This is a genomic window from Demequina lignilytica, assembly GCF_030418375.1.
GTDB classification, from domain to species: Bacteria; Actinomycetota; Actinomycetes; order Actinomycetales; family Demequinaceae; genus Demequina; species Demequina lignilytica.
The window spans coordinates 463,408-488,475 of record NZ_JAUHPZ010000001.1 but is presented as its reverse complement, the minus strand read 5'-3'; the positions used below and the strand labels follow the sequence as shown (position 1 = coordinate 488,475).

Sequence of the window (25,068 nt, the reverse complement as noted above, 5' to 3'; positions counted from 1 at the left end):
CGTCCCCGGTATCCTGGAGGCGCGGATGAGCTGGCCAGGCGGTCGCGTGACCCTTCGGGGTCCCGAGGAACGTCCGGGCTCCGTAGAGCAGGGTGATGGCTAACGGCCACCCGGGGTGACCCGCGGGACAGTGCCACAGAGAGGAGACCGCCTCGCGCCTTCGGGAGCGAGGTAAGGGTGAAAGGGTGAGGTAAGAGCTCACCGCGCGACTGGTGACAGGAGCGGCAAGGTAAACCCCACCCGGAGCAAGACCAGACAGGGTGCGTTCGAGGGCTGCTCGCCCGAGCACTCGGGTAGGTTGCTTGAGCCGTGGAGCAATCCACGGCCTAGATGGATGGCCGCCCCCCGGTCGCGGTGACGCGGCCGGGAGACAGAACCCGGCGTATCGGCCAGCTCATCCGCTCTCACGCCCGCCTGCTCCCGCGTGCCGCGGATCGCTCGCTCCGTGGGCGAGAGCGTGTCATCGTGACCTTGTTGTTACCAAAACGAGAGCAATAGGCGCCCACTTTCGATGATTTCGACTTGACGGCCCCCTCGGCTGCCCGTAGATTGCTTTCAAGACGAAAGTTATTCGGAGGTGATCCGAGTGGCAACGATGCCTCTCACGGGGACCCCTCGCCGCAAGGCGAAGGTCTCCCGCAAGCGTGGACAGCTGGTCCCGGCCTTGCTCTTCCTGCTTCCGGCGCTGCTGGGCTTCATCGCGTTCTTCGCGTGGCCGGCGGTGCGCGGCATCTACCTCAGCTTCACGGATTACAACCTGCTGAGCGACCCCGAGTGGGTCGGTCTCGAGAACTACCAGAGCATCGGGAGCGATCCCGTGTTCTGGCGCTCGATGGTGGTCACGCTGCAGTACGTCCTCATCAACATCGTGGTCCAGACCATCGCCGCGCTGGGCCTCGCGGTGCTCCTCCACCGCTTCACCAAGTCGATGGTGATCCGCGGCGTGGTGATGCTTCCCTACCTGATCGCCAACGTGATCGTCGCGCTGGTCTGGTACTGGCTCGCGGACTACAACCTGGGCCTCATCAACTCCGCGCTGGACGCGATCGGGCTCGATCGCATCGGCTTCTTCGGCGACCAGCAGTACGCCATGACCACCATCGCGCTGGTCAACGTGTGGCGGCACCTCGGGTACACCACCCTGCTGATCTTCGCCGGCCTGCAGGCCATCCCCGGCGACGTCTACGAGGCCGCCGCCGTCGACGGCGCGGGGGAGTGGCGCGTGTTCCGCTCGATCACGATGCCGCTGCTGCGTCCCGTGCTCGCCTTCGTGCTCGTGGTCACCGTGGTCGGGTCCTTCCAGATATTCGACACCATCGCAGTGACCACGCAGGGCGGCCCGGTCGACGCGACCAACGCGATCACCTACTACATCTACGACAGGGCGTTCACCCGGTTCGACTTCGGCTACGCCAGCGCCTTGTCCGTGATCCTCATGATCATCCTGGCGGTGATCGCGCTCGTGCAGATGCGGGTGCTTCGCGCCAACCAGTCGGATCTGGAGCGCTGACATGGCCACCATGACCCCCGCCCCCACACGCCGTGCCGGACGCAAGCAGCGCCCGGTCGGACACCACCGCAACCCGATCGCGCGCGTGCTGGGTTGGACCGCGATCGGCCTGGTGGTCGCCGGCACCCTGTTCCCGTTCTACTGGATGCTCCGCACCGCGCTCAGCAACAACCGGTCGATGTTCTCCGAGCCGCTCAGCCTGCTGCCGGTCGACACCACGCTCGGCCCCATCCAGCGTGTGCTCGGCCTGCAGTCCACGGCCGACGCGCTCGCGGAGGGCGGCTCCGTCGGGGACATCAACTTCGCCCAGTACCTCATCAACTCCGTGATCGTCTGCACGTTGATCACGGTCTTCCAGGTGCTGCTCAGCGCGATGGCGGCCTACGCGTTCGCGATCCTCGAGTGGCGCGGCCGCGAGGTGGTCTTCGGGATCTTCCTCGTCGCCCTGCTCGTGCCGGGCATGTTCACGCTGCTCCCGAACTTCCTCCTGGTGCGCGACCTCGGGCTGCTCAACAGCTACCTCGGAATCGCGCTGCCGGCGATGTTCTTCTCACCCTTCGTCGTGTTCTTCCTGCGCCAGTTCTTCCTGGGGGTGAACCGCAGCTTCATCGAGGCCGCGGTCATCGACGGAGCCGGTCAGTGGAGGATCTTCTCCCGCATCGCCCTGCCGATCGTCATGCCGCAGATCATCACCATCGGCATCCTCCAGTTCATCTTCTACTGGAACGACTACCTCTGGCCCCTCCTGATCGGCCAGACCGAGGAGTCGACGCTGCTCACCGTCGGCCTGGGCATCTTCCGCTCCCAGACGCCGCAGGGCAGCCCCGACTGGGCGGGCCTCATGGCCGGCTCGCTGATCGCGGCGATCCCGATCTTCATCCTCGTGCTCATCTTCGGCCGCCGCATCGTCGGCTCGATCCAATCGTCCGGGGTGAAGTAGCGGGCGTCCGCCCGCCGCATCGTCCCGGTGGCGCCACCCGGCGCATCTCCTCCCGCACCACCCATCCCACCCCACCACCACACACCCAAGGAGGGACCTCGATGAAGAAGTCCATCATCCTCAGCACCACGCTCGCACTCGCTGTGGGCGCCCTGGCCGGCTGCAGCAGCGGCGGCTCCGACGACGGCTCGAGCTCCGGCACCGACGGCGGCGGCGACGTCACCACCATCAGCTACGGGCTGTGGGACTCGAACCAGCTGCCCGCCTACCAGCAGTGCGCCGACGACTTCGCCGCCGCGAACCCGCAGTACGTGGTCGACATCGAGCAGATCGGCTGGGACGACTACTGGAGCAAGATCACCACCGGCTTCGTCTCGGGCGAGAACTACGACGTCTTCACCAGCCACGTCGCCTACTACCCCGAGTTCCAGAAGAACGGACAGGTGCTCGCCCTCGACGAGTACATCGAGCGCGACGGCCTCGACATGTCGATCTACCAGGACGGCCTGGTCGAGCTGTGGCAGAGCCCCGAGGGCGAGCAGTACGGCCTGCCCAAGGACTTCGACACCATCTCGCTGTTCTACAACGAGCAGATGACCGAGGCCGCCGGCTACACCGCCGAGGACCTCCAGAACCTCACGTGGAACCCCGAGGACGGGGGCACCTACGAGGAGTTCATCGCCCACATGACCATCGACACCAACGGTGTGCGCGGCGACGAGGCCGGCTTCGACAAGAACAGCGTCGAGACCTACGGCCTCTGGATGGAGGGCTCCGGCGGCGCCGACGGCCAGACGCAGTGGACCTTCCTGACCGCGTCGCTGGGCTGGGCGCAGACCGATGAGGCCTGGGGCACCAGCTACAACTACGACGACCCGGCGTTCGCCGAGACCATCGACTGGTGGTACTCGCTCGTGGAGAAGGGCTACATGCCCACCTTCGCTGCGCAGGAGGGCATCAGCTGGGCCGACCAGCTGATCGCGGGCAAGGCCGCGATGGTCCCGAACGGCTCGTGGATGACCGGCTACGTGTTCGGCGCCGCGAGCGACACCTTCACCCCGGCCGTCGCCCCGACGCCGGTCGGCCCCGACGGCTCGAGCTGGTCGATGCTGAACGGCCTCGCCGACAACATCGTGGCCGGCACGGACAACCCCGACGCCGCGTGGGAGTGGGTCAAGTACCTCGGCTCCGCGGACTGCCAGGACGTGGTCGCCGAGTCTGCGGTCGTGTTCCCCGCGGTCAAGACCTCCACGGAGAAGGCGATCGCCGCCTTCGAGGCCAAGGGCGTCGACGTCGGCGCGTTCACCGGTCACGTCGACGACGGCACCACCGTCCTGTACCCGATCACGGACTTCAAGTCCGACGTCAACGCGATCATGACGCCCGTCATGGAGGCGATCATGTCCGGCGCAGCCGGGACCGACACCCTGGTCGACGCCAACGCGAGCGTCAACGCGCTGTTCGAGTAATCCCCACGCTCCTCCGCCGGGACGCGACCCGTCCCGGCGGAGGAGCCCTTCCCTCAGGAGAGACCCCCATGGCCGTCACCCCCGCCGTCGAGACCCCAGCCGCGCGAGCTGTCACCCTGCGCCGCGCCGGAGTCGAGCTGGTGCTCGACCTGGCCTCCGGCTACCCCGTCGTCCTGCACTGGGGCGCGCCGCTCGGCGACGTCGATGCGGATGCGCTGCGCGCGCTGAAGGACGGCGGTATCCCGCACAGCGACCTCGACGAGCCTGTGGACCCCGGCATGCTGCGCGAGTCCGCGCGCGGATTCACCGGCAGGCCGGCGATCCGCGGCCACCGCGCCGCCACCGGCTTCTCGCCTTTGTTCACGGTGACCGCAGTGACCATGACGGACGATGCCTGCACGGTCGCCCTGGTCGACGCGGCGCTTGAGGTGTCGCTCGAGCTGGCGCTGGCGCTCAGCCCCGAGGGCGTGCTGCTGATCGACGCCGCGCTCACCAACGACGGCGACACGGTGTACACCCTCGACGAGCTCGCGCTCTGGCTGCCCGTGCCGGATCGTGCGACCGAGACGCTCGACTTCACCGGCCGGTGGCTCAAGGAGCGTCAGCCGCAGAGGCTGGCGTTCGCGCCGGGCCTGCGGCTGCGCGAGAGCCGCGAGGGCCGCTCGGGCCACGACTACACGATCGTCCAGTGCGCCCTGACGCCGACCACGACCACCGAGGCGGGCGAGGCCTGGGGCCTGGGCCTCCTGTGGTCCGGGGGCTCCCGGCACCTCGCCGAGCGCGCCGTCACCGGCCGGGCCGCGCTGGGCGCCGGCGAGCTGATCGAGCCCGGCGAGGCCGAGCTCGAGCCCGGCGCCACGTACCGTGCGCCCACGCTTGCGGCCGTCTACTCGGACGAGGGTCTCGACGGGCTGGGTGCCCGCTCGCACGCCTGGCTGCGCTCGCGCCCGTCGCACCCGTCGACGCCGCGCCCGGTCACGCTGAACGTGTGGGAGGCCGTCTACTTCGACCACGACCTCGACACGCTGTCGCGCCTCGCCGCGACCGCGGCCTCCGTCGGCGTCGAGCGGTTCGTGCTCGACGACGGCTGGTTCGGCTCGCGCCGCGACGACTGGTCGGGCCTGGGCGACTGGGTCGTCTCGACCGACGTGTGGCCCGACGGGCTCGGGCCGCTCGTGGCCGCGGTGCGCGAGCACGGCATGCAGTTCGGGCTGTGGTTCGAGGGGGAGATGGTCAACCCCGACTCCGACGTCTACCGCGCCCACCCCGACTGGATCCTGCAGGTGCCGGGCCGCGTGCCGCCGCTCGCGCGTCACCAGTTGGTGCTGGATCTCACGAATCCCGAGGCCTACGCGCACGTGCTCGCACAGGTCCACGCCGTGATCTCCGAGCACTCCATCGACTACATCAAGTGGGACCACAACCGGTTCCTCACGGACCCCGGGCATGAGGGCGTTCCCGCGGTGCGCCGCCAGACGGAGGCGCTCTACCGGCTCTTCGACGAGCTCAAGGACCGGAACCCGGGCCTCGAGATCGAGTCGTGCGCCTCCGGCGGCGGCCGCATCGACCTCGGCATGGCATTCCACGCCGATCGGTTCTGGACCTCCGACCAGAACGATGCGCTCGAGCGTCAGCAGATCCAGCGCTGGACGTCGCTGGTGATCCCGCCCGAGATGCTCGGCACCCACGTCGGGCCCACCATCTCGCACGGCACCGGTCGGCGCCACGGCATCCAGATGCGTGCGGTCACCGCGCTGTTCGGGCATGCGGGAATCGAGTGGAACCTGCTGGAGGCGACCGAGGAGGAGCTGTCCGCGCTCCGCGAGTGGACCGCGTTCTACCGGGCCCACCGAGGGCTGCTGCATGGCGGCCGGGTGGTCCGGGTCGAGCATCCCGATCCGAGCGCCGTGGTCCACGGCGTGGTCGCGCACGACCAGGCGAGCGCGATCTTCGCGTACGTGCAGTGCACCACCACGTCCGGGACCACCCCCGCGTCGTTCCGCCTGCCGGGTCTCGACCCGGCCGCGAGGTACCGCGTGAGGGCCGAGCAGTTCGCGGAGCCCGCCACGGTCCAGCGGCGCGGGCCCGCGTGGCTCGACGGGCTCGAGGTCAGCGGCGCCGCACTCGCGTCGGTGGGGCTGCGCCCGCCAGTCCTCTGGCCCGAGCAGGCGGTGCTCGTGGTCGTCGAGCGCGTGTCGTGACAGGTCGGCCCGGAGCGGCGGGGGCTGTGGCATCCTGAGCAGCGGACACAAGGGAGTCGGGGGACCACGGTGAGCACGGAGACGCTCGGCGCGCGAGGTGGGGACGTGGAGCTCGCCGCCCTCAGCACGATCCTGGTGCACGGTCCCGTCTCGCGCACCGAGCTCGCGTCACGGCTCTCGCTGTCGCAGTCGACCATGACGCGCGCGGTGAAGCCGCTCATCGATCGCGGACTCGTTCACGAGACATCCGAGGCGCTCGAAGGTCCCGGACGGCCGTCGCGTCCGCTCGTGGGCGCACCCGGCGACCGCCTCTACGGGGGCGCGAAGCTCACCGGGGACGAGGTGTTCGCGGTGGTGACCGACATGCTCGCCAACGAGGTCGCCGCGAAGAAGCGCGACCTGACCTCTCACGAGCCCGCCGAGGTCGCTCGCGATGTCGCGTCCCTGCTGCTGGAGCTCGCGGGCGGACGCGCGCTGGTCGGTGTCGGGGTGTCGCTCGGTGGCAGCGCGGCGGATGGCAGCACGGTCGACCGGGCGCCGTTCCTCGGCTGGCGCCACGTGGCCTTCGGGCCGCTGGTCGAGGCGGAGGTCCGCGCTCCCGTGGTGATCGACAACGACCTCTCCGCGCTGACGGCGGGCGAGCACTGGTTCGGCGAGGCCCGCGGGCTCGAGGACTTCGCGGTGGTGACCATCGGCGCCGGGATCGGGCTCGGCATGGTGCGCCACGACCGTGTGGTCCGCACCCGCGACATGGGACTCGGTCTCGCCGGGCACATCCCGCTCGACCCGAGCGGCCCACGCTGCTTCGCCGGGCACCGCGGCTGCTCCACCGCGCTCGTGACCATCCCCAGCATCGTCGCGCAGGCGAGCATCGGGCTCCAGCGGACCGTGACGTTCGGCGAGGTGCTCGACCTGGCTCGGGAGGGCGAGCCTGTCTGCACCGAGATCATCGCGTCCGCGGCCCGTGGCGTGGGACGCCTGCTCGGCCTGGTCGCCAATCTCGCGATGGTCGAGACCATCGTGCTCAGCGGTGAGGGCCTGGCCGTGCTGGACGTCGCGGGCGAGGCCATGAGGGCCCAGCTCGACGAGGACCGCGATCCGGACGCGCATCCTCTCGATCTCCGCCTCGACCGCTCCGGCTTCTCCCGCTGGGCGCGCGGTGCCGCGACGGTGGCGATCCAGTCGTCGCTGCGGGGGCTGGTCAGCGCGCCCGTCAGCTGATCGTTCGGGAGGCTTCCTCCACGGCGGACCTCTCGGACGCCCACCAGCTCGCGAGCAGCGCGAGCTTCTCCGCCGAGTCCGACCCCGGGGCCGCGGTGTAGACGGTCAGGTTGAGGCCGTCGTCGGCGGGCAGCTCGACCACGTTGTACTCCAGCTCCAGCGCCCCCACCACCGGGTGATGGATGCGCTTGATGCCCTCGATGTGCAGGCGCACGTCGTGCCGGGCCCATCGGGTGCGGAAATCCTCGGAACGCGTCGACAGCTCGCCCACCAGGTCCGTGACGGTGCGGTCGAACGGGTGCCGTCCGGCGACCGTCCGCATGCTGGCGACCGAGCCGTCCGCGATCTGCTCCCAATCGGGGTAGAAGTCGCGCGAGGCGGGGTCGAGGAAGATGAACCGTGGGTAGCCGACGGGGTCCTGCTGCGACCGGTAGACGGGGTCGTAGAGGGCGCGTGCGAGCGCGTTGGTCGCGACGATGTCACCGCGCAGGTTCCCCAGCACCGCGGCCCCCTCGGTGATCGAGTCGACCAGGTGCAGCAGGCTGGGCCGCACGCCCCGGGCAGGGGAGGGCCGCCGGCGAGGACGGGTCCCCACGTTCGCGTGGCGGGCCAGGTCGAACAGATGCGAGCGCTCGGCCTCGTCGAGCCGCAACGCCGACGCGATGGCCTCGAGCACCTCGTCCGAGACGCCACGCAGGTCGCCGCGCTCCAGCTTGGTGTAGTACTCGACGCTCACGCCCGCGAGCACGGCGACCTCTCCGCGCCGCAGCCCCGGCACGCGGCGGGCGCCGCCGGCGGGCAGCCCGACCATCTCGGGGGTCACCTTGGCGCGCCGGGAGACCAGGAACTCGCGCACCTCTTCACGTGTGGTCATGGCACCACGGTAGGCGGCGGCGCGTGTGGGTGGCAGGTTCTGCCAGAGGTACCTCTGACAGAGCCTGGTCCGATCGGCCGGACGGGGGTGTCCTGGAGTCATCGCGCGGTGCGACCTGTCACCGCCGTCCACGGAAGGAGCCGAGATGCCAGATCAGCAGACACCGATGCAGAGGATGATGGGGGACTTCGCACCCACGTTCGTCGACCTCACCGACCGCGTCCTGTTCGGCGAGGTCTGGGCGCGGACGGACGCGCTGTCCCCGCGCGACCGCAGCCTGGTGACCATCACCAGCCTGGTCACGGCGGGCAACGTCGATCAGCTCAGGGCCCACATCCCCATGGGCCTCGCGAACGGCCTCAGCGGCGATGAGGTCATCGAGGCCATCACGCACGTCGCGTTCTACGCCGGGTGGCCGCGCGCCGTGTCCGCCCTCACGCTCGCCCAGCAGATCATCGACACGGAGGAGACCCCCGCATGAACATCGAGCCTGCCATCCCCACCATGAAGAACCCGCCGGAGCAGTTCGCCGGCGACGTCTGGGTGGACCTGATCGCCGTCCCGCACGGTCCCGAACAGCGCGCGGTGCTCGCCAAGGTCCGCTTCGCCCCCGGCGCGCGCACGGCGTGGCACTCGCACGCGCACGGCCAGTACCTGCACGTCACCGACGGCACCGCGTACTTCGGCGGCCGCGACGGCACCATCATCGAGGTGAAGGCCGGTCAGACCCTCTACACGGCGCCGGGCGAGGAGCACTGGCACGCCGCCGCGCCCGACTCCTTCATGGAGCACCTGGCGCTGCTCGAGGGCACCGACCCGGCGACCAGCACCGTCTGGGGCGAGCACGTCACGGACCAGGAGCTGGGGCGCTGATGGCTGCCTGGGACCCCGCGGTCCTCGCCTCGATCGCGGCGAGCGACGACCTCAAGATCTCACCGTTCCGTGAGGACGGCACGACCTACGGCACCCCGACCTGGATCTGGTCGGTGGTGGTGGACGATGCGCTGTACGTCCGCGCGTACAACGGCCGACGGTCGCGGTGGTACCGCGCCGCCATGGCTCAGGGCGCAGGCCGCATCCACGCGGCGGGACGCGTGACCGACGTGGCCTTCGTCGACGCCGCCGGCGAGGCCGATGCGGCGATCGACGCGGCGTATCGCGCCAAGTACGCCGACAGCCCCTACCTGCCGCCGATGGTCAGCGCGCGCACCCGGGAGGCGACGGTGAGGATCGCGCCGATCGCTTGACCCGCGCGCGGCAGGGCCCGCGTCGCCCACCCGGAGAGGGAGGCGACGCGGGCCCAGCCGCGTGACGACCGGGATGGGCGATCTCAGCGACGCAAGGACGCTGCGACCATCTTCGCCATGCTGCCGAGCGTCAACCTGCCCCCGTACACCGGCATCATGTTCGCGTCGCCGTAGTCGGTGACCGGGGCGACGGACCTCAGCGCCTCCATGTCCTCGTCGCTGATCTCGAAGTCCAGCTCGGCGTTGCTCCTCATGTGCTCCGGGTCGGCTGTCTTCGGGAGCGGGAGCAGTCCCAGCTGGAGCGCGTACCGGATCGACAGCTGCGGCACCGTCGCGTCGTAACTGTGAGCGATCGCCTCCACCGCGCGGTTGCCCAGGAGCGCACCGTGGGCGATCGGGGAGTACGCCTCCACGAGGATGCCCGCGCCCTGCATGCGGTCGATGAGGTCGAACGGGGTGTTGCCGATGTGCGCGAGCACCTGGTTCACCATGGGCGTGATCGAGGAGTGGGAGACGATGTTGTCGACGTCCGCCTGCTCGAAGTTCGACAGGCCGATCGCCCTGACCTTGCCCGCCCGGTAGGCGTCCTCGAGAGCGCGCCACACCTCGATGTTCTCCGCGAAGTAGGCCTTGTCGCCACGGAAGGCGTTCCACGGCTGCGGCGAGTGGATGATCATGAGGTCGATGTGGTCCAGACCCATGGTCTGCAGCGACCGATCGATCGACCGGGCGGCCCGGGCGTGGGACTTGGCGCCGGCGTCGACCTTCGAGGTCACGAAGACGTCCTCGCGGCGGACGCCGCTGGTGCGGACCGCCTCGCCGACGCCCTGCTCGTTGCGGTAGGCCTGCGCGGTGTCGATGTGCCGGTAGCCCAGCGCGATCGCGGATCTCACCGCATCGACGACGTTCCTGTTGGTGATGAACCAGGTGCCGAGTCCCAGCGTCGGGATCTCGACGCCGTTGCTCAGCGTGTAGTTCTGGTCGAGGGCCATGGTGCTCCTTCTGGCGGCGGGGCGTCCCCGACGTCGGGTCCGCAGGGCGCGGCCGCGCCCGCGTCCAGGGTCCGGCGCCAGGGCCGCATCTACGAGGCCGCCTCCACAGGGGTTCTCGCGGAACCCCCCGAACCGACCTGCTAGGACTCGTTCTGGCCGCTCGGCCGGGGCGCGACCACGCGCAGCGCGCCCGCCTCGACCTCGGCGGTGAAGGACGTGGTGGTCCCCTCGGTGTCGCCGTCGAGCTGGAACGGGACCTCGCGGTCGATCTCCACCGTCACCTTCTTGCCCCGCGCGCGCCGCACGAACGGCATCGGCCCGCCGCGGCGGAGCGCGTTGCCGAGCCGCTTGAGGCCGCTGACGCCCTCGTTGGTCGCGACGAGCACGTGCAGGCGTCCGTCCGCGGCGCTCGCGGACGGCAGGAGCGCGATGCCGCCCTGCAGCTTGCCCACGTTGCCGACGAGGGTCATGAGCGCGTCGCCTTCGTGCACCACGCGACCGTCGACGGTCACCGTCGCCTGGAACTGCTCGGACCCCAGCTGCTGGAGCCCGGCGAGCACGTACGCGCCGCCCCTGACCATCTTCTTGAGCGTCTCGTTGGTGTCCCGCATGATCTGCGCGTCGAGGCCGACGCCGGCCATCACCACGAACGAGTCCTTGCCGGCGTCCGTGGTCCAATGCACCACGTCGACCGACCGGGGGGTGCCGACGAGGGCGAGCTCGAGCGCCTCGTCCTCGTCGAGCGGGATTCCGAGGTTGCGGCCGAGCAGGTTGCCGGTACCCGCCGGGATGATCGCCACGGGGATCTCGCTGCCGGACATCTCCGCGCACACCGCGCGCACGGTGCCGTCGCCGCCGGCGACCAGCACCCGGTCGACCTGCTTCTCCTTGGCCGTGCGCGCCATCTCGAAGCCCGGGTCGTCCTCGCGCGTCTCAAGCCAGATCGGCGAGGCCCAGCCGGTGCTCGCCATGGTGAAGGCGACGCGACGGCGGAAGGTCTCGAGGTCGTCGATCTTGGTCGGGTTGTAGATGACGGCGGCCTTGCGCGTCGGGCCCGTCGGAGCCTTGCGTGCCGCCCACGCCTTCGAGATCGAGTCGATGCCGCTGATCCACAGGGCGGCCGCACCGACCATCACGCCGAACAGCCAGCCACCGACGATGTCCGACAGGTGAGAGGTCTGCATCAGCAGCTGCGCGAGAGCCGCGCTGAGCACGAGGAGCCCGCCGAGCAGCCGGCGCGTGATGCGCTCGGACAGCGTCCTTCGCTGCGCGTTGGCGATGGTCACCGTCACCCACACCAGGATGGTGACCGAGACCATCTGGCCGGATGGGTACGCGGGGCCCGCCGCGGCGATCGAGTCCGCGAACGCGGTCTCGGGGCGCGATCGGTCGATCAGCTTCCACACCAGCGCCCACACCGGCAGCCCGGCGGCGCCGATCGCGAGCGCGGCCGCCAGATGGCGGTGCCGACGCCGGTAGGCCTGGAGCGCCATGAACGCGGTCGCGATCATGATGAAGAACGGGTTGGTGATGAGCGCGAACGCCTCGAGCACCTGGCTGAAGTAGGACCGCGGGTCGAGCTCGATGTCCGGCCACCACGTGTCCACGGTCCGCTCGGCCCACCCGGTCGTCACCCCGATGGTCCATACGACGAACGTCGCGAGGGCGAGCCCGAAGGCCGCGGGCTCGAACCTGCGGCGTGCTGCCGTCCCGGCGGTGCCGCTGTTGCCCATCAGCATGTTCCTCCTGGTGCGAGCCGGATGCGTCCATCCTAGGCGGCTGCTCGGTGAGCCGCCCGGGTAGCCGCGCTCCGGATGGCCGCGGCTGCCCATGCAACCTCTCAGCGACCTCCCGGATTCCTCCCAGCGCGCTCTTCGCCTCGCGGAGTGGAGTAGGAGGCAGGACAACCGACGCGAGGAGACCACCATGAGCACCCCGACCTGGCCGCCGGCCGAGCCCGCACCGTCGACCGAGCCGATCGCGGCCGTCGGGCCCGCCGCGCCCGCCGCGCCCGCTGCGACGGCGCTGCGCGAGCCCCGCTGGAGGACCGGCATCGGACGCAAGGTGGGCGCGGCGGCGGTGGCCGCGCTGGCGCTCGCCGGCATCGTCATGGGGGTCGCCGAGGCGGCCGACACGTCGGAGGTCACCGCGACCACGACGGTCCAGGACGCGGCCTCCGACGACTCGAGCACTCAGGACTCGACGCTCACGAGCCCGAGCGACTCGTCGGGCGGCACCGTCACCACCCCGGGCGGGACGTACGGCTGGGGCGGACCCGGCGAGGCATCGTCCGGCATGACCACCTCGACCCAGGAGGACGCCACGGAGGCGTCCGATGCGGAGTCCGCCGGGATCGTGCTGATCGACACGGTCCTCTCCTACAACCAGGCGGAGGCGGCCGGCACGGGGCTGGTGCTCACGTCGGACGGCCTGATCCTCACCAACAATCACGTGATCGAGGGCTCGACCGAGATCACCGTCACCATCGCGACCACCGGCGAGACCTACACGGCGACCGTGGTCGGCACCGACGCGGACGACGACGTCGCGCTGCTGCAGCTCGAGGGCGCCTCCGGGCTCACCACCGTGACGCTCGACGACGACGGCGATCCGACCGTGGGCGACGACGTCACCGCGGTGGGCAACGCGTCGGGCGGGGGAGTGCTGATGGCCGCGGACGGGTCGGTCACCGAGCTCGAGTCCTCCGTGACCACCGCCTCCGAGTACTCCGTCTCGGGCGAGACGCTCGACGGGATGATCGAGTTCGAGGCCGACGTGGTCTCGGGCGACTCCGGCGGCGCCCTGCTCGATGACGAGGGCGAGGTGGTCGGCATCACCACCGCCGCCTCGAGCGGCCTCGCGACCACCATCGCCTATGCCATCCCGATCGAGGACGCCCTCGCGATCGTCGACCAGATCCAGGCGGGTGACGAGTCCGACGGCGTCGAGATCGGGTACCCGGCGTTCCTTGGGATCGCGATCGCGCCGGACAGCACGTACGCCGTGATGCCCGGCGGGCGTCCCGGATCGTCGGCCACCACCGCGAGCGTCGAGGGTGCCCAGGTCGGCTACGTGTACGCCGACACGCCCGCCGCGGCCGTCGGGCTCGCCGCCGGCGACGTGATCACCGCGATCGACGCCACGACCGTCGCGAGCGGTGACGACCTCGCCGCCGCGCTCGTCGACCACGAGCCGGGTGACACCGTGACCCTCACGTGGACCGACACGTCGGGCGAGACTCAGACCGGTGACGCGACGCTCATCGCGGGGCCGGCGGCGTAGGTCCGCTCAGCCGGCCGGGCGCACCGGCGCCCGGCCGGTCGACTCACGCCAGACGATGCGCGTGATCGGTTCCTCGTCGTCCGGCGGCGCGGCAGGCGACGCATCGACCAGCGCGAGGAGGTCCCGCGCGATGCGGCGTCCGAGACGGGCGTGATCGACGCTGACAGTGCTCAGCGACGGCATCATGACGGAGCTCAGCTCGTTGTCGTCCCACCCCGTGATGCTCAGGTCGCCCGGCACCGTCCACCCGCGCCGTGCCGCACCACGGATCGCGCCGGCCGCGAGCTTGTCGTTCGCCGCGATCACCGCGGTGACGCCCGCCGCGCCGGGCAGCGCGCCCATCGCGTCCCCGGCGCGCTCGGGCGACCAGCCGCACTCGATCACCCCGTAGGAGTGCAGCCCGAGCGACGCGATGGTCTCGAGGTACACCTCGCGGCGGCTCACCGCCGAGGCGTGCTCGAGGTCACCTGCCAGGTGCACGAACGTGGTGTGGCCCAGGTCGGCGAGGCCGGACACCAGGTCCGCGATCCGGGAGCCGTCGGCGAGCTCCCCGACGGAGCGCATGTGGGAGTCGTAGCTCGGTGCCAGAAGCACGGGCGTCCGGAGCGCGACCAGACGTCCCGGCTCGACCTCGAGCGCCGTCAGCCCGGCGACGGCTTCGAAGAGCCCCGAGTCCAGGAGGTCGACCACGCGCTGCGCACGCGCGGCGGGTGGACCGCCGATCGTCAGCGCCTCGAGCGCGTAGCCGCCGTCCTCGACCACGCCGGTCGCGCCCGCGAGGATCTCGAGGGAGCTGATGGCCTCACCGGACGGGAGCAGGAGCGCGAGCCGCCCGGTCCGCCGTCCGCGCATCGCGCGCGCCACGACGTTCGGCCGGTAGTCGAGGGCCTCGACCGCCGCCTCGATCCGCTCCCGCAGCGCGGGGGAGATGGTGGGGTCCGCCCGGAGGAACCGGGACACCGTCTGGTGGGACACCCCCGCCCGCGCAGCGACGTCCCTGATGGTCGCTCGCCCCCGGCGGGCGGTCTCGGTGCTCACGAGGCTCCTCTCCGAGTCGCGGCGGGCCAGGTCCATGGTGTCGCGGACCGATGTCCGGACTCTACCTTGACACACCGAGTGACCGATCACTAGCATCCGGAGAGTCATCCAAGTGACCGGTCACTCAGGCTGGTCGTCACGACGGGGCAGAGCCGCTCCGTCCCTCTCCCGGGACCGTCCCGGGCAGCACGAATCCGGCTCGGGACGGCCGCATCGACGCGGCTGACCGGACCGTCTCCACCGTCGGAGGCGCGCCCTGTCCCGGCCACGACCCGCGGCATCGTCCCCCATGCCGGCCGCGGACCATGGAAGGAAGCCCCGTGCCATGATCACCCCCACCAGCCTGCTCGCGCGCTGCGTCGCTCCGGCCCTCGGAGCCGCACTGCTCGGCGGCCTGGCGCTCGCGCCCGCCGCCGCCGCGGAGCCTTCCGGTCCGATGTTCGCCGGCTATACCGACAAGTCCGACCTCACCGCCGCGGGCCGGGCGGTGGTCGCCTCCGGCGAGCTCCCCGTCACCGACGGCACCGCCCCCAGCGCCGCGGGCACCACCTACTATGTCGACTCCGCGGCGGGATCCGACGGGGCGGACGGCCTCTCGCCCGCGACCGCCTGGCAGAGCCTCGATCACGTCAACACGACGGTCTTCGCTCCCGGCGACCGGATCCTCCTCAAGGCCGGCGGAGTCTGGGACGCCGCGGGCGACACGGTCGCGAAGGAGGCCTACGACTACACCTCGTGGAGCGGCGGCGTCCCCACGGACGTGGACGGTCCCGCCGCGACCGCGCTGCTGGCACCGCAGGGCTCCGGCACGGCCGCGGCGCCCATCGTGCTCTCGAGCTACGGCGACGGCGCGGCACCCGAGCTCAACGGCCGCGGCGTGGTGAACGACGTGCTCCAGCTCACCAACCAGGAGCACTGGGACATCTCCCAGATCGAGATCACGAACGTGTTCGAGGGCTTCGACCCGTCGACGTTCTCGCCGGGCGCCAACAACGGTCTGCTGCCGGGCGAGGAGAACCCCGCCACCGGTGACCTGCGCGGCATCCACGTGCAGGCCGAGAGCGCGGGCGTGCTCAGCGGCTTCTCGATCCACGACGTCTTCGTGCACGACGTCAGCGGCGTCATCTGGTCGATCGGCAACACGGGCCTCGACCGCTCGAAGCGCACCGGAGGCATCCTGTTCGAGGGGCTCAAGGGCGACGCCGTCACCCCGTCGCAGTTCCAGGACGTGACGCTCGCGGACAACGTCGTCGCGAACACCTCCTTCTCCAACGTCGCGTTCAAGCAGTTCTCCGGCATGGGCACCTACCGCTACCAGGACGTCGACCCGGGCTGGGGCGATCGCGCCGTCGCGAAGGCCTCCACCTCCGGTGTGATCACCGAGGACCCGGACTGGCGCCCGCACTCCGACATCGTCGTGACGGGCAACTACCTCACCAACCGCGACACCGCCTACGGGTGGGACTCGCTCTACCTCACGAGCGTCCAGGACGCCACGGTCGAGGGCAACGTGGTGGACGGCTCCGGGGTCTCGGGGATCGAGATGTACTACTCGGACAACATCGTGGTGCAGGACAACGAGGTCGCCGAGGTGGAGAAGCGCGCGAACGCCGCCGACTCCAACGGCATCGACCCTGACCGCGGCACCTCCAACATCCTCATCCAGGGCAACTACGTGCACGAGTCGGGCGAGGGGATCCTGCTGTGCGGGTTCGCCTTCGGCACCGCGGTGGTCCGCTACAACGTGATCGAGGACGTGGACCGCAACTACGTCAACCCCCACGGCGACTCCGGCGTGCAGGTGATCTACGGCAACCTCATGTACAACACGCAGGCGCCGCTGAGCTCGAACACCGTCGGGTTCTTCCGGTCGTCGGGCGACGCAGGCTCCTACCTGGTCGCGAAGAACCGGCACCATGTCATCGACAACGTCTTCATCAACACCCGCGCGACCGTGTCCGCCTCCTCCTTCCAGGCGTCGTACCCCGGCGTCACGTTCGCCTCGAACGCGTACTACGGCCCGTCCGTGGTGCCGCCGGCGGAGGACGCCACGGCTGTGACCGGTGACCCCGCGCTCGGTGGGGACCCCGCGGCGGACCTCAGCAACGCCGCGATCGCGGCGGCGACGTCCTCGCTGATCGCAGCCGGGTCCGAGGTGGACCTCTCGGCGCTGGCCCCCGGGTTCGGCGTCACCGGCGCGGGCGCCTCGAGCGCGCTTCCGCTCACGGTCGACTTCTTCGGTCAGGCGCTCACCTCGCCGCCCACGATCGGACCCGCGGTGTACGTGCCCGCGGCGGGGCTCGGCCTGGCGACGGGCCTCGTGCTCGCCGAGGACGGGCTCCCCGTCGGCGGCGCCACGGTGAGCTGGACCGATGCGGGCTCCGGCGCGGGCTCCGTGGTCGCCGACGCGAGCGGTCGCTACGCGCTGGAGGCGCCCGCGGGCGCCTACTCGCTGGTCGCCTCGGCGCCGCAGTACGCGGATGGCGTGGCCGTCCCCGTGACGCTCGCCGACCAGCGCACCGTCGGCGCCGACCTGCTGCTCGGCGCGACCAGCGCGACCTCCGGCACTCTGGCGGGCATCGTCAGCTCCGCCGGCGTCGGGCTGGCGGGCGCCACCGTGGAGGTGTCGCTCGCGGGAACCACCGTCGCGTCCACTACCACCGGCGTGGACGGCGCCTATGCGGTCGCCGGCATCCCGGCAGGGGAGGCGTACACGGTGACCGTGTCCCTCGCGGACTACGAGACCGCCACCGTGGCGGACGTCTCCGTGACGGCGGCGAGGACCACGGCGGTCGACGTCACCCTCGCCTCCGACCTGGGGGAGACCGAGTACTTCATCAACGAGGACTTCGACGATGAGCCGTTGGGCGCGTTCACGGCGACCGCCGACGGCGTCCTCGTGGCGGAGCCGAACGCCGCTGTCGGCACCATCGAGATCCAGGCCGACCCGGCCGATCCGGCCAACCAGGTGCTCGCGGTGTCGAAGACCTCGAGCAGCTCGGGCAGCCTGACGGTGCACAACGCCGTCGAGGCCGACCTGACGGGAACCGTCACCATCGAGGCTCGCGTCATGCGCACCTCGACGTTCGGCAGCCCCAACCAGGTCGCGCTGTACTCCTACACGGAGTCCAACTGGAAGGCGACCGACCCGGCCTCCTCGAGCAACCCGTCCGCGACGTTCGGGTTCTCGGGCGGCAAGATCATCACGCACAACGTGACGGGGTCCAGCTCGGTCAAGCAGGTGGCCTCGTACACGCAGGGCCACTGGTACACCGTCCGCAACGTGGTGCACCTCGGCACCGGCACGTTCGACTTCTACATCGACGACATGTCGACGCCGGTGCTGACGAACCAGCCGCTGCGCACGCCGGTCGACGACCTGGACTGGTTCAACATCTTCGTCAACGGCTCCAACCGCGGCGACCTGGTGTTCGACTACCTGCGGGTCAACACGGGAGCCCCGTACGAGCGTGACGATGCGTCGCTCGGCACGGTGTCCGCCACCGTCGACGGCGTGGACGTCGCGCTGACCGCCTCCGCGGACGGCTCGACCTGGACCGGCACCGTCGACCCGTTCGCCACCACGGCGACCCTCGCGGTGTCGCCGACCAGCATCTTCGCCTCGGCGACGGTCGCCGGCGAGCCGGTCGCGCCGGGCGAGGGCGTCGAGGTGGCGCTCGGTACCGGAGCGAACGATGAGGCCGAGGTGGTCACCGAGGTTCCGGTGGTGGTGACCGCGGAGGACGGCTCTCAGCGCACCGTCACGGTCGCGCTCACGCGCATCAACCCGAGCCAGCTGGCGCAGCTGGCGGACCTGACCGTCACCGGCTACGCGCTCACGCCGCAGTTCTCTCCGTCCCGGGTGGGCGCTGAGCAGCCGTACGCGGTCGAGGAGCTGGTGCCCGCCGAGGCGGACGCCCTCGAGATCGCGTGGCAGCCGGGGTGGGACGGCCAGCAGGTGGAGGTCGACGGGGTGCTCGTGCCCGCCGGCGCCACGAGCACCGACGTCGCTCTCGCCGAGGGGCTCAACTCGGTCGAGGTGACGGTGAGCTCCTTCCCGGGCGACTTCGCCACCTACGTGATCGAGGTCGAGCGGGAGGTGGCCGATGCGGTCCGTCCTGAGACCACGCTAATCTCGCCCACCACCGCGGGCCCGTTCACGTCGCTCGAGCTCGAGATCGCTGCGACCGACGACCGTGGTCTCGAGCGGATCGTCGCCAACATCTACCGGGACGGCGTGCTCGTGCGGAGCACCCAGTCCACGATGGACGGCGCCACGTCCGGCACGCACCGCGCCTCCGTGGAGCTGCCCGACGGCGACTACACGGTCCGGTACAACGCGCAGGACCTCGCCGGGAACCTCTCGGTCACCCGCACCGTGGAGGTCACCATCGACGCGACGGCGCCGACGTTGACCCTCAAGGCCGGCTCGCGGTGGACCAACCAGAAGGAGCCGGGCGTCTACACCAAGGTGAGCCTCACCCTCGCCGACGCGGGCACCCTCGCCTCCGTCGAGCTCAACGGCTCGCCGCTCGACCTGGCCGGCGGCACCGTCGCCGACCTGGACAAGGTCACCGTGGACTCGCCTGGCGCGGTCGCCGGCGACAACGTGCTGGTGGTAACGGACGTCGCCGGCAACGTGACCACGGCAGGGTTCGTCCTGCGGTGACCTGAGGTCCCGGCCGCCTGACGTCAGGGTGGGGCGGCCGGGACCTTCGCATGCCCGGAGGGCGCGGTGGGACCTTTCGGGAGGGAGGTCCCTAGCGGCGCGCCGTACCGTGGAAGGAGACCGTCCCGCACGGGACCCTCCGACCAAGGAACCACCATGCGCATCACGAAGAGCGCGACCGCCGCGGCGCTCGCGGCGACCGCCGGAATCCTGCTCGCCGGCTGCACGGCCGACACGGCCTCCGATGAGGCCCCCACCGCATCCGCGTCGGCGGTCGAGCTCAACGTCGGCGACCTGCTGGCGACGGTGAAGGCGTCGGCCGACTGCCCCGCCTGGGTCGGTGGCAAGGTCGCGGGCGAGGGCGTCGTCGCGGGATGGGAGTACACCTGCGACGCGGACGGCGACGAGACCGTCGACGCGACGCTCACCATCTACACGTCCGCCGACGCGCGCGACGGCGATCTCGCGGCGATCGAGGCGGCCGACGCCTCGGCCGGGATCGTGGTCGGCGACGGGTTCGTGTTCGTCACGAACGATCCCGCCGATCTCGCCTCGGTCGGCGAGCTGGGCGAGATCGTCCGCGAGATCGGCGGGGAGTAGCCGCGTCCGGGTTCAGGTCCGCGTGTAGGCGGACTGGGGGAGCGTGACCGTCAGGTCGTACGCGGTCGCGATCGCCTCGTCGAGCTCGAGGCGGTGCTCCGCGACCAGGCGTGCGAGATAGCCCGAGTCCACGCGGCGCGACAGGTCATGTCGGGCGGGGATCGAGAAGAACGCACGGGTGTCGTCGACGAAGCCGGTCGTGTTGTAGAAGCCCGCGGTCTCCGTGACGGCCTCGCGTCCGCGGCGCATGGCGTCCGGAGCGTCGAGGAACCACCACGGCGCTCCCAGCCGCACCGCCGGATACACCCCGGCGAGCGGCGCGAGCTCGCGCGAGTAGGTGTCCTCGTCCAGCGTGAAGAGGATCAGCCGCAGCCGCGGGTGGTGGCCGAACCGCATCAGCAGCGGCTGCAGCGCGCGCGTGAACTCGGTCGCGAAGGGGATGTCGTAGCCGACGTCCGGGCCGTGGAGGGCCTGAACCGCGGGGTCGTGGTTGCGCAGCGAACCGGGGTGCAGCTGCATCACCAGCCCGTCCTCGGTCGACATGCGTGCCATCTCGGTGAGCATGTGGCCGCCGAAGGCCTGCGCCTCTGCCGCGCTGACCGTCCCCGCCAGGGCGGCGTCGAAGATGCGCGCGGTCTCCGCGTCGGTGAGGGGGGTGGTGTCGAGGATGGTCGTGCCGTGGTCGGTGGCCACGCCGCCCATCGCGACGAACGCCTGGCGACGCTGCTCGAGGGCCGAGAGATACGCGGGGTAGCTCACCACGTCGATGCCCGACGCCGCGCTCAGCGCGTCGATGTGGTCGCGCCAGTGCGCGCCGTCGAGGGCGAGGAAGGGGTCGGGGCGGAACGTCGGGACGATGCGGTCCCCCCAGCCGCGCTCCTGCAGGCTCGCATGGTGGGCGAGCGGGTCCGCGGCGCCATCGGTGGTCGCGATCAGCTGGATGTTGAAGCGATCGAGCAGCGCCAAGGGCCGGAACGCATCCGAGGCCAGCAGGGCGGCGATCCGGTCGTAGGCCTCGTCCGCCGTGTCGGCGCTGAGCGGCTTCTCGACGCCGAAGACCTCGACCAGCACGTGCTCCATCCAGTACCGGGTCGGGGTCCCGCGGAACAGGTGCCAGCCCTCGGCGAACTTCCGGAAGATGGCGCGGGGGTCGGTCTCGTAGGGCGAGCCGTCCAACGTGCGCACCCCTAGCTCCGCCAGGTTCGCGCCCTGGGACACGAGCATGCGCAGCAGGTAGTGGTCCGGCGTCACGAGCACCTCGGCAGGATCGCCGAACGGCTCGTCGCGGTCGAAGACCCCCGCGTCGACGTGACCGTGCATCGACGTGATCGGCAGGTCGGCGATCGACCGGTAGATCTCCGTCGCGATCGCACGGGTGGTGGTGTCCGCGGGCAGCGCCCGCTCGGCGTGCAGCGACCAGGGCGTGGTCATGACTCTCCTTCGAGGTGGTGGACGGGCGACGCGGGCTGGGGCCACTCGGCGTCGAGAGGTGGCCGCTCGTCGCCGAGCGTGAGATAGAGGCGGTCGACCCGCAGGCCGGCCTCGTGCGCGATGACGGAGAGGGTGCGGGGTCCGGCGGCCAGCGCGAGCGTCGAGACGTGCGCCCAGACCCACACCTGCTGGGTGCCGAAGGTGTACATCGCGCCCTGAGCCGACTGCTCCTCGAGGGGTTGCGGCATGCCGTCGACCGCGAGGAAGATCCCGTCGTCGGCATGGCTGTCGTACTTGACGAGCGCCCACACGTGGAACTCGCCCGGCGTGGACACCTCCAGCGAGTAGTGCAGGCCCGGGGCTCGGGTCGGGTCCACCCAGCGGCGTCGCGGCTGGTCCACATGCATCGCGAGGCCGGCCCTCCCGGCCGTCTCCGCGTGCGTGTGGCGCCAGGCGACCGCGGGGGAGTCGAGGCTCGCGGTGATGTAGGCGTGCGCATCGTTCCTGAGCGCCCACTCGGCCTCGATCGCGAACGCGCCCGACGACAGCTGCGCGACCGGGCCGCGGGGCATGGCGCCCACCAGGTCCTTGCGGCGGGGATCGCTCTCGGCCGGCGCGGCCGCGCGAGGCTGCGCCGCGCGCGGCGGCACCTTGAAGGTCGTGTCGTCCGACCAGAAGTCGGCCGGTGCGAACACCGCGGCGGGCGGCTCGATCGCGTCGAGGTCGACGCGGTAGCGGTCGGCCCTGGTGCGCTCGATGCCGTCGAGGTCGACGGCGGCCGGGTCGGGGTCGGGGCCGGCGGGGCTGCCGCTCACGGCGAGGGCCGCGAGCGGTCCGAGCGCCGAGGTCCGCCGCTCGTCCGTGTAGATCACGAGCTTGGACAGGGCCACGTGGCGGTCGATCGCCTCGAGCCACAGCGTGTGCTCGCCGGCGTCGAGGAACGGCAGCCGCAGCGTGAGCTTCTCGACGTTCTCGACCACCACGTCCCACCACGTGCCGCGCTTCTCATCAGTCGTGTCGGACTCGACCACGACGGCCGGGCGGTCGTCGGCGGCGACGCCGAGCCGGATGCGGCCCGTGGAGTCGAGCGTAGGGAAGCGATGCAGCTCGAGCAGGTGCGCACCGGGTGTCCGCAGGTGGATGCGGAAGCCGGCACGGGCTCCGCCGTCGGCGTCGTCACGGGGGTCGCCGGACACCGCGAGGAGGGCGTTCTGGTTGCGGCCCACGCCGGGGACGGTGAACCACGACGAGTGCGTGGCGGCCTCGATGATCGAGGGCTCGTCGGCCAGGAGCGCGAGGGCCCCGTCCGCCTCGATGCGGCTGCCGGGTGCTGCCGCGACCGCGGCCTCGGCGGTGACGTCGACCGTGATGGACTCGCCGGCGCCCGTCACCACGATCCGTCCGGACCGGGGGTGATCGGCGGAGTCCAGCAGGCGGACGGCGAGCCGCTGCTCGACGGCGACGGGTCCGCGCGGGCGCTCGACCTCGATCCAGGGGTCCGACTCGATGGTCACCTCGATGGCGTCGCCGCCCGTGGGGAACACCTCGATCCACATCGTGTGGGGGGAGTGCGGCGAGAGGGTGAGGCGCCGTGCGACCGCCGACGCGTCCTGGCCCCACACCGTGACGCCCAGGCCGGATGCGCCCAGCGCCAGGGCGGGGCGGGCGGCGGGCAGGAGCGCCGTCGTGGGCGGGGCGAACTGCTCTGGGGTGAGGATGCCGTCCCACCGGCCGTCGGCCATGACCGTGTTGTAGTGGGCGATCATCGCCCGGCGGTTGTCCTCGAACGCGCGGGAGATCTCGAGGTACCGGTCGGCGGCGACCCTCTTTCCTTGGTCGTACGCGAGGAGCGAGCGGTCGGCGTAGGCGAACTGCCCGGCGCTCAGGTACGAGGCGTGGACCTTCATGGCCACGAGCTCGAAGAACGCGTCCTGCTCCGCTGGGGGCAGCGACTCGAGCACGGTGTTGACGCGATCGTAGAGGTCCCGCAGCGTCGCCAGACGGCGCGCCGCCTCGTCGCCGTAGGAGGTCTGGTCGAACGCGCGGTTGGTGAGGTGCTCGACCTTGCGCACGTTGGTGACCTGGGCATAGGTGCGCAGGAGGTCCGCGACCTCGGTGCCGTGCCCGCCGGAGAACATTCCGTCCACCCAGCCGGCGGTGAAGTCGTCGACGTCGGCGGTGGTCGACTCCCGGCCGACCTCCCACGCGTACTGGACGAAGAACTCGAGGTCCTGCTCGAGCGGCTTGATCGCGCCCACGTTGTTCACCCAGAGGGTGCGGATGCCGTGGTCCCATGCCTTGCGCAGCTCGTGCTTCATGTGCGCGAGCGGCGTGGAGCTGATGAACAGGTAGCTGCGGGGCGGCTGCGACCAGTAGGACGAGTGGTAGTACAGCCCGTTGCCACCGCCGCGGGCGGCCTCCGCAGGGGTCGGGAAGCGACGCACGTAGCCGAAGTTGTCGTCCGCCCAGATGACGGTGACGTCGTCGGGCAGCGGGAGGCCGGCGTCGTAGAGCCCCAGCACCTCCTTGTACGGGACGAACGTGGTCAGGCGGTTGCCGCTGGTGTCGGGCCCGACCACCTGGTCGAGCAGGCCCAGCTGGTCGTGCATCACCGAGGCCAGCAGGTCGCGCTTGGCGTCCGCCTTCTGGGCGGGGGAGAGCGACTCGTCGGCGTCGATCGCCGCGGTGACGAAACCGCTGTCGTGGATGCCGCGCATCCCGACGGTCCAGGCGATCTCGTAGTCGCGGTTCTGCTCGATGCCGCCGCGCCAGTAGTCCCGAAGCGCCTCCCGGTTGCTGCCCGGGATCGAGTAGTCGTACTCCACGTCCTCGCCGCGCTCGGCCAGCCAGGGCGCCCACTCGTTCTGGTTGGAGCGCGTCAGCATGTCGCAGTGGGACGTGCCGATCACGATCCCCATGTCCTCGGCGAGCCGCCCGCTGCGCGGGTCGCCGTTGAAGTGGTTGACGTGCATCGCGGGCCAGATGTGGTTCGCCCGGAGGCGCAGCAGCAGCTCGAAGACCTTCTCGTAGAGCTCGGGTCCGATCGTGCCGTCCGCGGTGTGCGTCCGCGCCCAGGCCTCGAGCTCCTCCTCGTCGTTGATGAAGATGCCCCGGTACTTCACCGACGGGCGGTCGGCCACCAGACGGCCCGGGCTGACGGACAGGCGGTCGGAGGTGCGGACCGGCACATCGGCGAACCACCGCCACGGCGAGACGCCGGCGGCGCGGCACAGATCGTAGATCCCGAAGATGGCGCCCCGGCGGTCGCTCCCGAGGATGAAGAGGCGGTCGTCGATCGCGTGGATGACGTAGGCCTCCCACGCCGGACGGTCGCCGTCCCGAAGCGGGTCGAGGTCGATGCCGAGCGACTCCGCGAGGGCCCCCGCGGGGGAGCCGAGCGTGCCGACGACGATGCGCGCCCGGTCCACCTCGGCGGTGATCGACGTGCGTGCGCCGCAGGCGTCCGCGAGATCGCCCGCCAGGTGGGCGACAGCCCGTGCCACCGCTCCGTCCTCGCGCGCGTCCAGCGCGATGGTGGTGAGAGCGCCGCGGCTCGCGAGCTCGATCGGGTCGGAGGGACCCACGTACGACATC

The 25,068-nt window shown here is 71.1% G+C and carries 17 protein-coding genes and 1 other RNA gene; 12 read left to right on the top strand and 6 right to left on the bottom strand.

All coding sequences use genetic code 11. The annotated features are described in order from the left end of the window. Positions 1-26: 26 nt before the first annotated feature. The 6 genes from rnpB (at position 27) to QQX13_RS02140 (ending at position 7,341) form a co-directional block, all read left to right on the top strand. Positions 27-401: RNase P RNA component class A (gene rnpB, locus QQX13_RS02165), an RNA gene on the top strand. A 194-nt stretch (positions 402-595) separates the two neighbouring features. Beyond that, positions 596-1,510 (top strand): carbohydrate ABC transporter permease, encoded by a 915-nt coding sequence (locus QQX13_RS02160; RefSeq protein ID WP_301120570.1) that lies wholly within the window; start codon positions 596-598, stop codon positions 1,508-1,510. Position 1,511: 1 nt separating this feature from the next. After that, the gene (locus QQX13_RS02155; protein WP_367305450.1) at positions 1,512-2,450 is read left to right on the top strand and encodes a carbohydrate ABC transporter permease; all 939 of its coding nucleotides are present in this window, start codon (positions 1,512-1,514) and stop codon (positions 2,448-2,450) included. Between the two features lie 101 nt (positions 2,451-2,551). Continuing rightward, complete coding sequence (locus QQX13_RS02150) at positions 2,552-3,919, top strand: ABC transporter substrate-binding protein (RefSeq protein WP_301152335.1); 1,368 nt, start codon at positions 2,552-2,554, stop codon at positions 3,917-3,919. A 68-nt stretch (positions 3,920-3,987) separates the two neighbouring features. Then, positions 3,988-6,120: an alpha-galactosidase gene (locus QQX13_RS02145; RefSeq protein ID WP_301152334.1), complete on the top strand. Its 2,133-nt coding sequence runs from the start codon at positions 3,988-3,990 to the stop codon at positions 6,118-6,120. 105 nt (positions 6,121-6,225) lie between these two features. Continuing rightward, positions 6,226-7,341, top strand: a complete 1,116-nt coding sequence (locus QQX13_RS02140) for an ROK family transcriptional regulator (RefSeq protein WP_301152333.1) — start codon at positions 6,226-6,228, stop codon at positions 7,339-7,341. Here the strand turns inward: QQX13_RS02140 and QQX13_RS02135 are convergent. Beyond that, a complete protein-coding gene (locus QQX13_RS02135) occupies positions 7,334-8,215 on the bottom strand; it encodes a helix-turn-helix transcriptional regulator (RefSeq protein ID WP_301152331.1) in 882 nt (293 codons plus the stop codon). The two genes, QQX13_RS02140 and QQX13_RS02135, sit on opposite strands and share 8 nt — an antisense overlap. A 145-nt stretch (positions 8,216-8,360) precedes the next feature. On the opposite strand from QQX13_RS02135, the gene QQX13_RS02130 reads away from it, so the two are divergent. Genes QQX13_RS02130 through QQX13_RS02120 form a run of 3 tightly spaced genes read left to right on the top strand, consistent with a single transcriptional unit; the run spans position 8,361 to position 9,462 of the window. Further along, positions 8,361-8,696, top strand: coding sequence for a carboxymuconolactone decarboxylase family protein (locus QQX13_RS02130; RefSeq protein ID WP_301120496.1), 336 nt, complete (start codon positions 8,361-8,363; stop codon positions 8,694-8,696). Next, entirely contained in the window at positions 8,693-9,088 is a 396-nt protein-coding gene (locus QQX13_RS02125; RefSeq protein WP_301152330.1) for a cupin domain-containing protein, read from the top strand. Before QQX13_RS02130 ends, QQX13_RS02125 begins: the two co-directional genes overlap by 4 nt. Beyond that, positions 9,088-9,462: a DUF2255 family protein gene (locus QQX13_RS02120; protein WP_301152329.1), complete on the top strand. Its 375-nt coding sequence runs from the start codon at positions 9,088-9,090 to the stop codon at positions 9,460-9,462. Before QQX13_RS02125 ends, QQX13_RS02120 begins: the two co-directional genes overlap by 1 nt. A gap of 83 nt (positions 9,463-9,545) precedes the next feature. Here QQX13_RS02120 and QQX13_RS02115 read toward each other — a convergent pair whose 3' ends face one another. Next, on the bottom strand, positions 9,546-10,454 hold the full coding sequence (locus tag QQX13_RS02115) for an aldo/keto reductase (protein WP_301152327.1): 909 nt from the start codon (positions 10,452-10,454) through the stop codon (positions 9,546-9,548). 140 nt (positions 10,455-10,594) lie between these two features. Continuing rightward, the gene (locus QQX13_RS02110) at positions 10,595-12,193 is read right to left on the bottom strand and encodes a bifunctional phosphatase PAP2/diacylglycerol kinase family protein (RefSeq protein WP_301152326.1); all 1,599 of its coding nucleotides are present in this window, start codon (positions 12,191-12,193) and stop codon (positions 10,595-10,597) included. Between the two features lie 187 nt (positions 12,194-12,380). Here QQX13_RS02110 and QQX13_RS02105 point away from each other — a divergent pair, with 187 nt between their 5' ends. Beyond that, complete coding sequence (locus QQX13_RS02105) at positions 12,381-13,736, top strand: S1C family serine protease (RefSeq protein WP_301152324.1); 1,356 nt, start codon at positions 12,381-12,383, stop codon at positions 13,734-13,736. 6 nt (positions 13,737-13,742) lie between these two features. Here QQX13_RS02105 and QQX13_RS02100 read toward each other — a convergent pair whose 3' ends face one another. Further along, positions 13,743-14,774 (bottom strand): LacI family DNA-binding transcriptional regulator, encoded by a 1,032-nt coding sequence (locus QQX13_RS02100; RefSeq protein ID WP_301152322.1) that lies wholly within the window; start codon positions 14,772-14,774, stop codon positions 13,743-13,745. Between the two features lie 325 nt (positions 14,775-15,099). Between QQX13_RS02100 and QQX13_RS02095 the strand changes: the two genes are divergently transcribed. Next, entirely contained in the window at positions 15,100-19,443 is a 4,344-nt protein-coding gene (locus tag QQX13_RS02095; protein ID WP_301152321.1) for a carboxypeptidase regulatory-like domain-containing protein, read from the top strand. Between the two features lie 156 nt (positions 19,444-19,599). Continuing rightward, positions 19,600-20,043, top strand: a complete 444-nt coding sequence (locus QQX13_RS02090; protein WP_301152320.1) for a hypothetical protein — start codon at positions 19,600-19,602, stop codon at positions 20,041-20,043. Between the two features lie 12 nt (positions 20,044-20,055). Here the strand turns inward: QQX13_RS02090 and uxaC are convergent, their stop codons facing one another. Together uxaC and QQX13_RS02080 are read right to left on the bottom strand one after the other, a co-directional pair. Further along, positions 20,056-21,474 (bottom strand): glucuronate isomerase, encoded by a 1,419-nt coding sequence (uxaC, locus tag QQX13_RS02085; protein WP_301152318.1) that lies wholly within the window; start codon positions 21,472-21,474, stop codon positions 20,056-20,058. Next, on the bottom strand, positions 21,471-25,067 hold the full coding sequence (locus tag QQX13_RS02080) for a glycosyl hydrolase 115 family protein (protein WP_301152316.1): 3,597 nt from the start codon (positions 25,065-25,067) through the stop codon (positions 21,471-21,473). Before QQX13_RS02080 ends, uxaC begins: the two co-directional genes overlap by 4 nt. Between the last annotated feature and the right edge of the window lies 1 nt (position 25,068).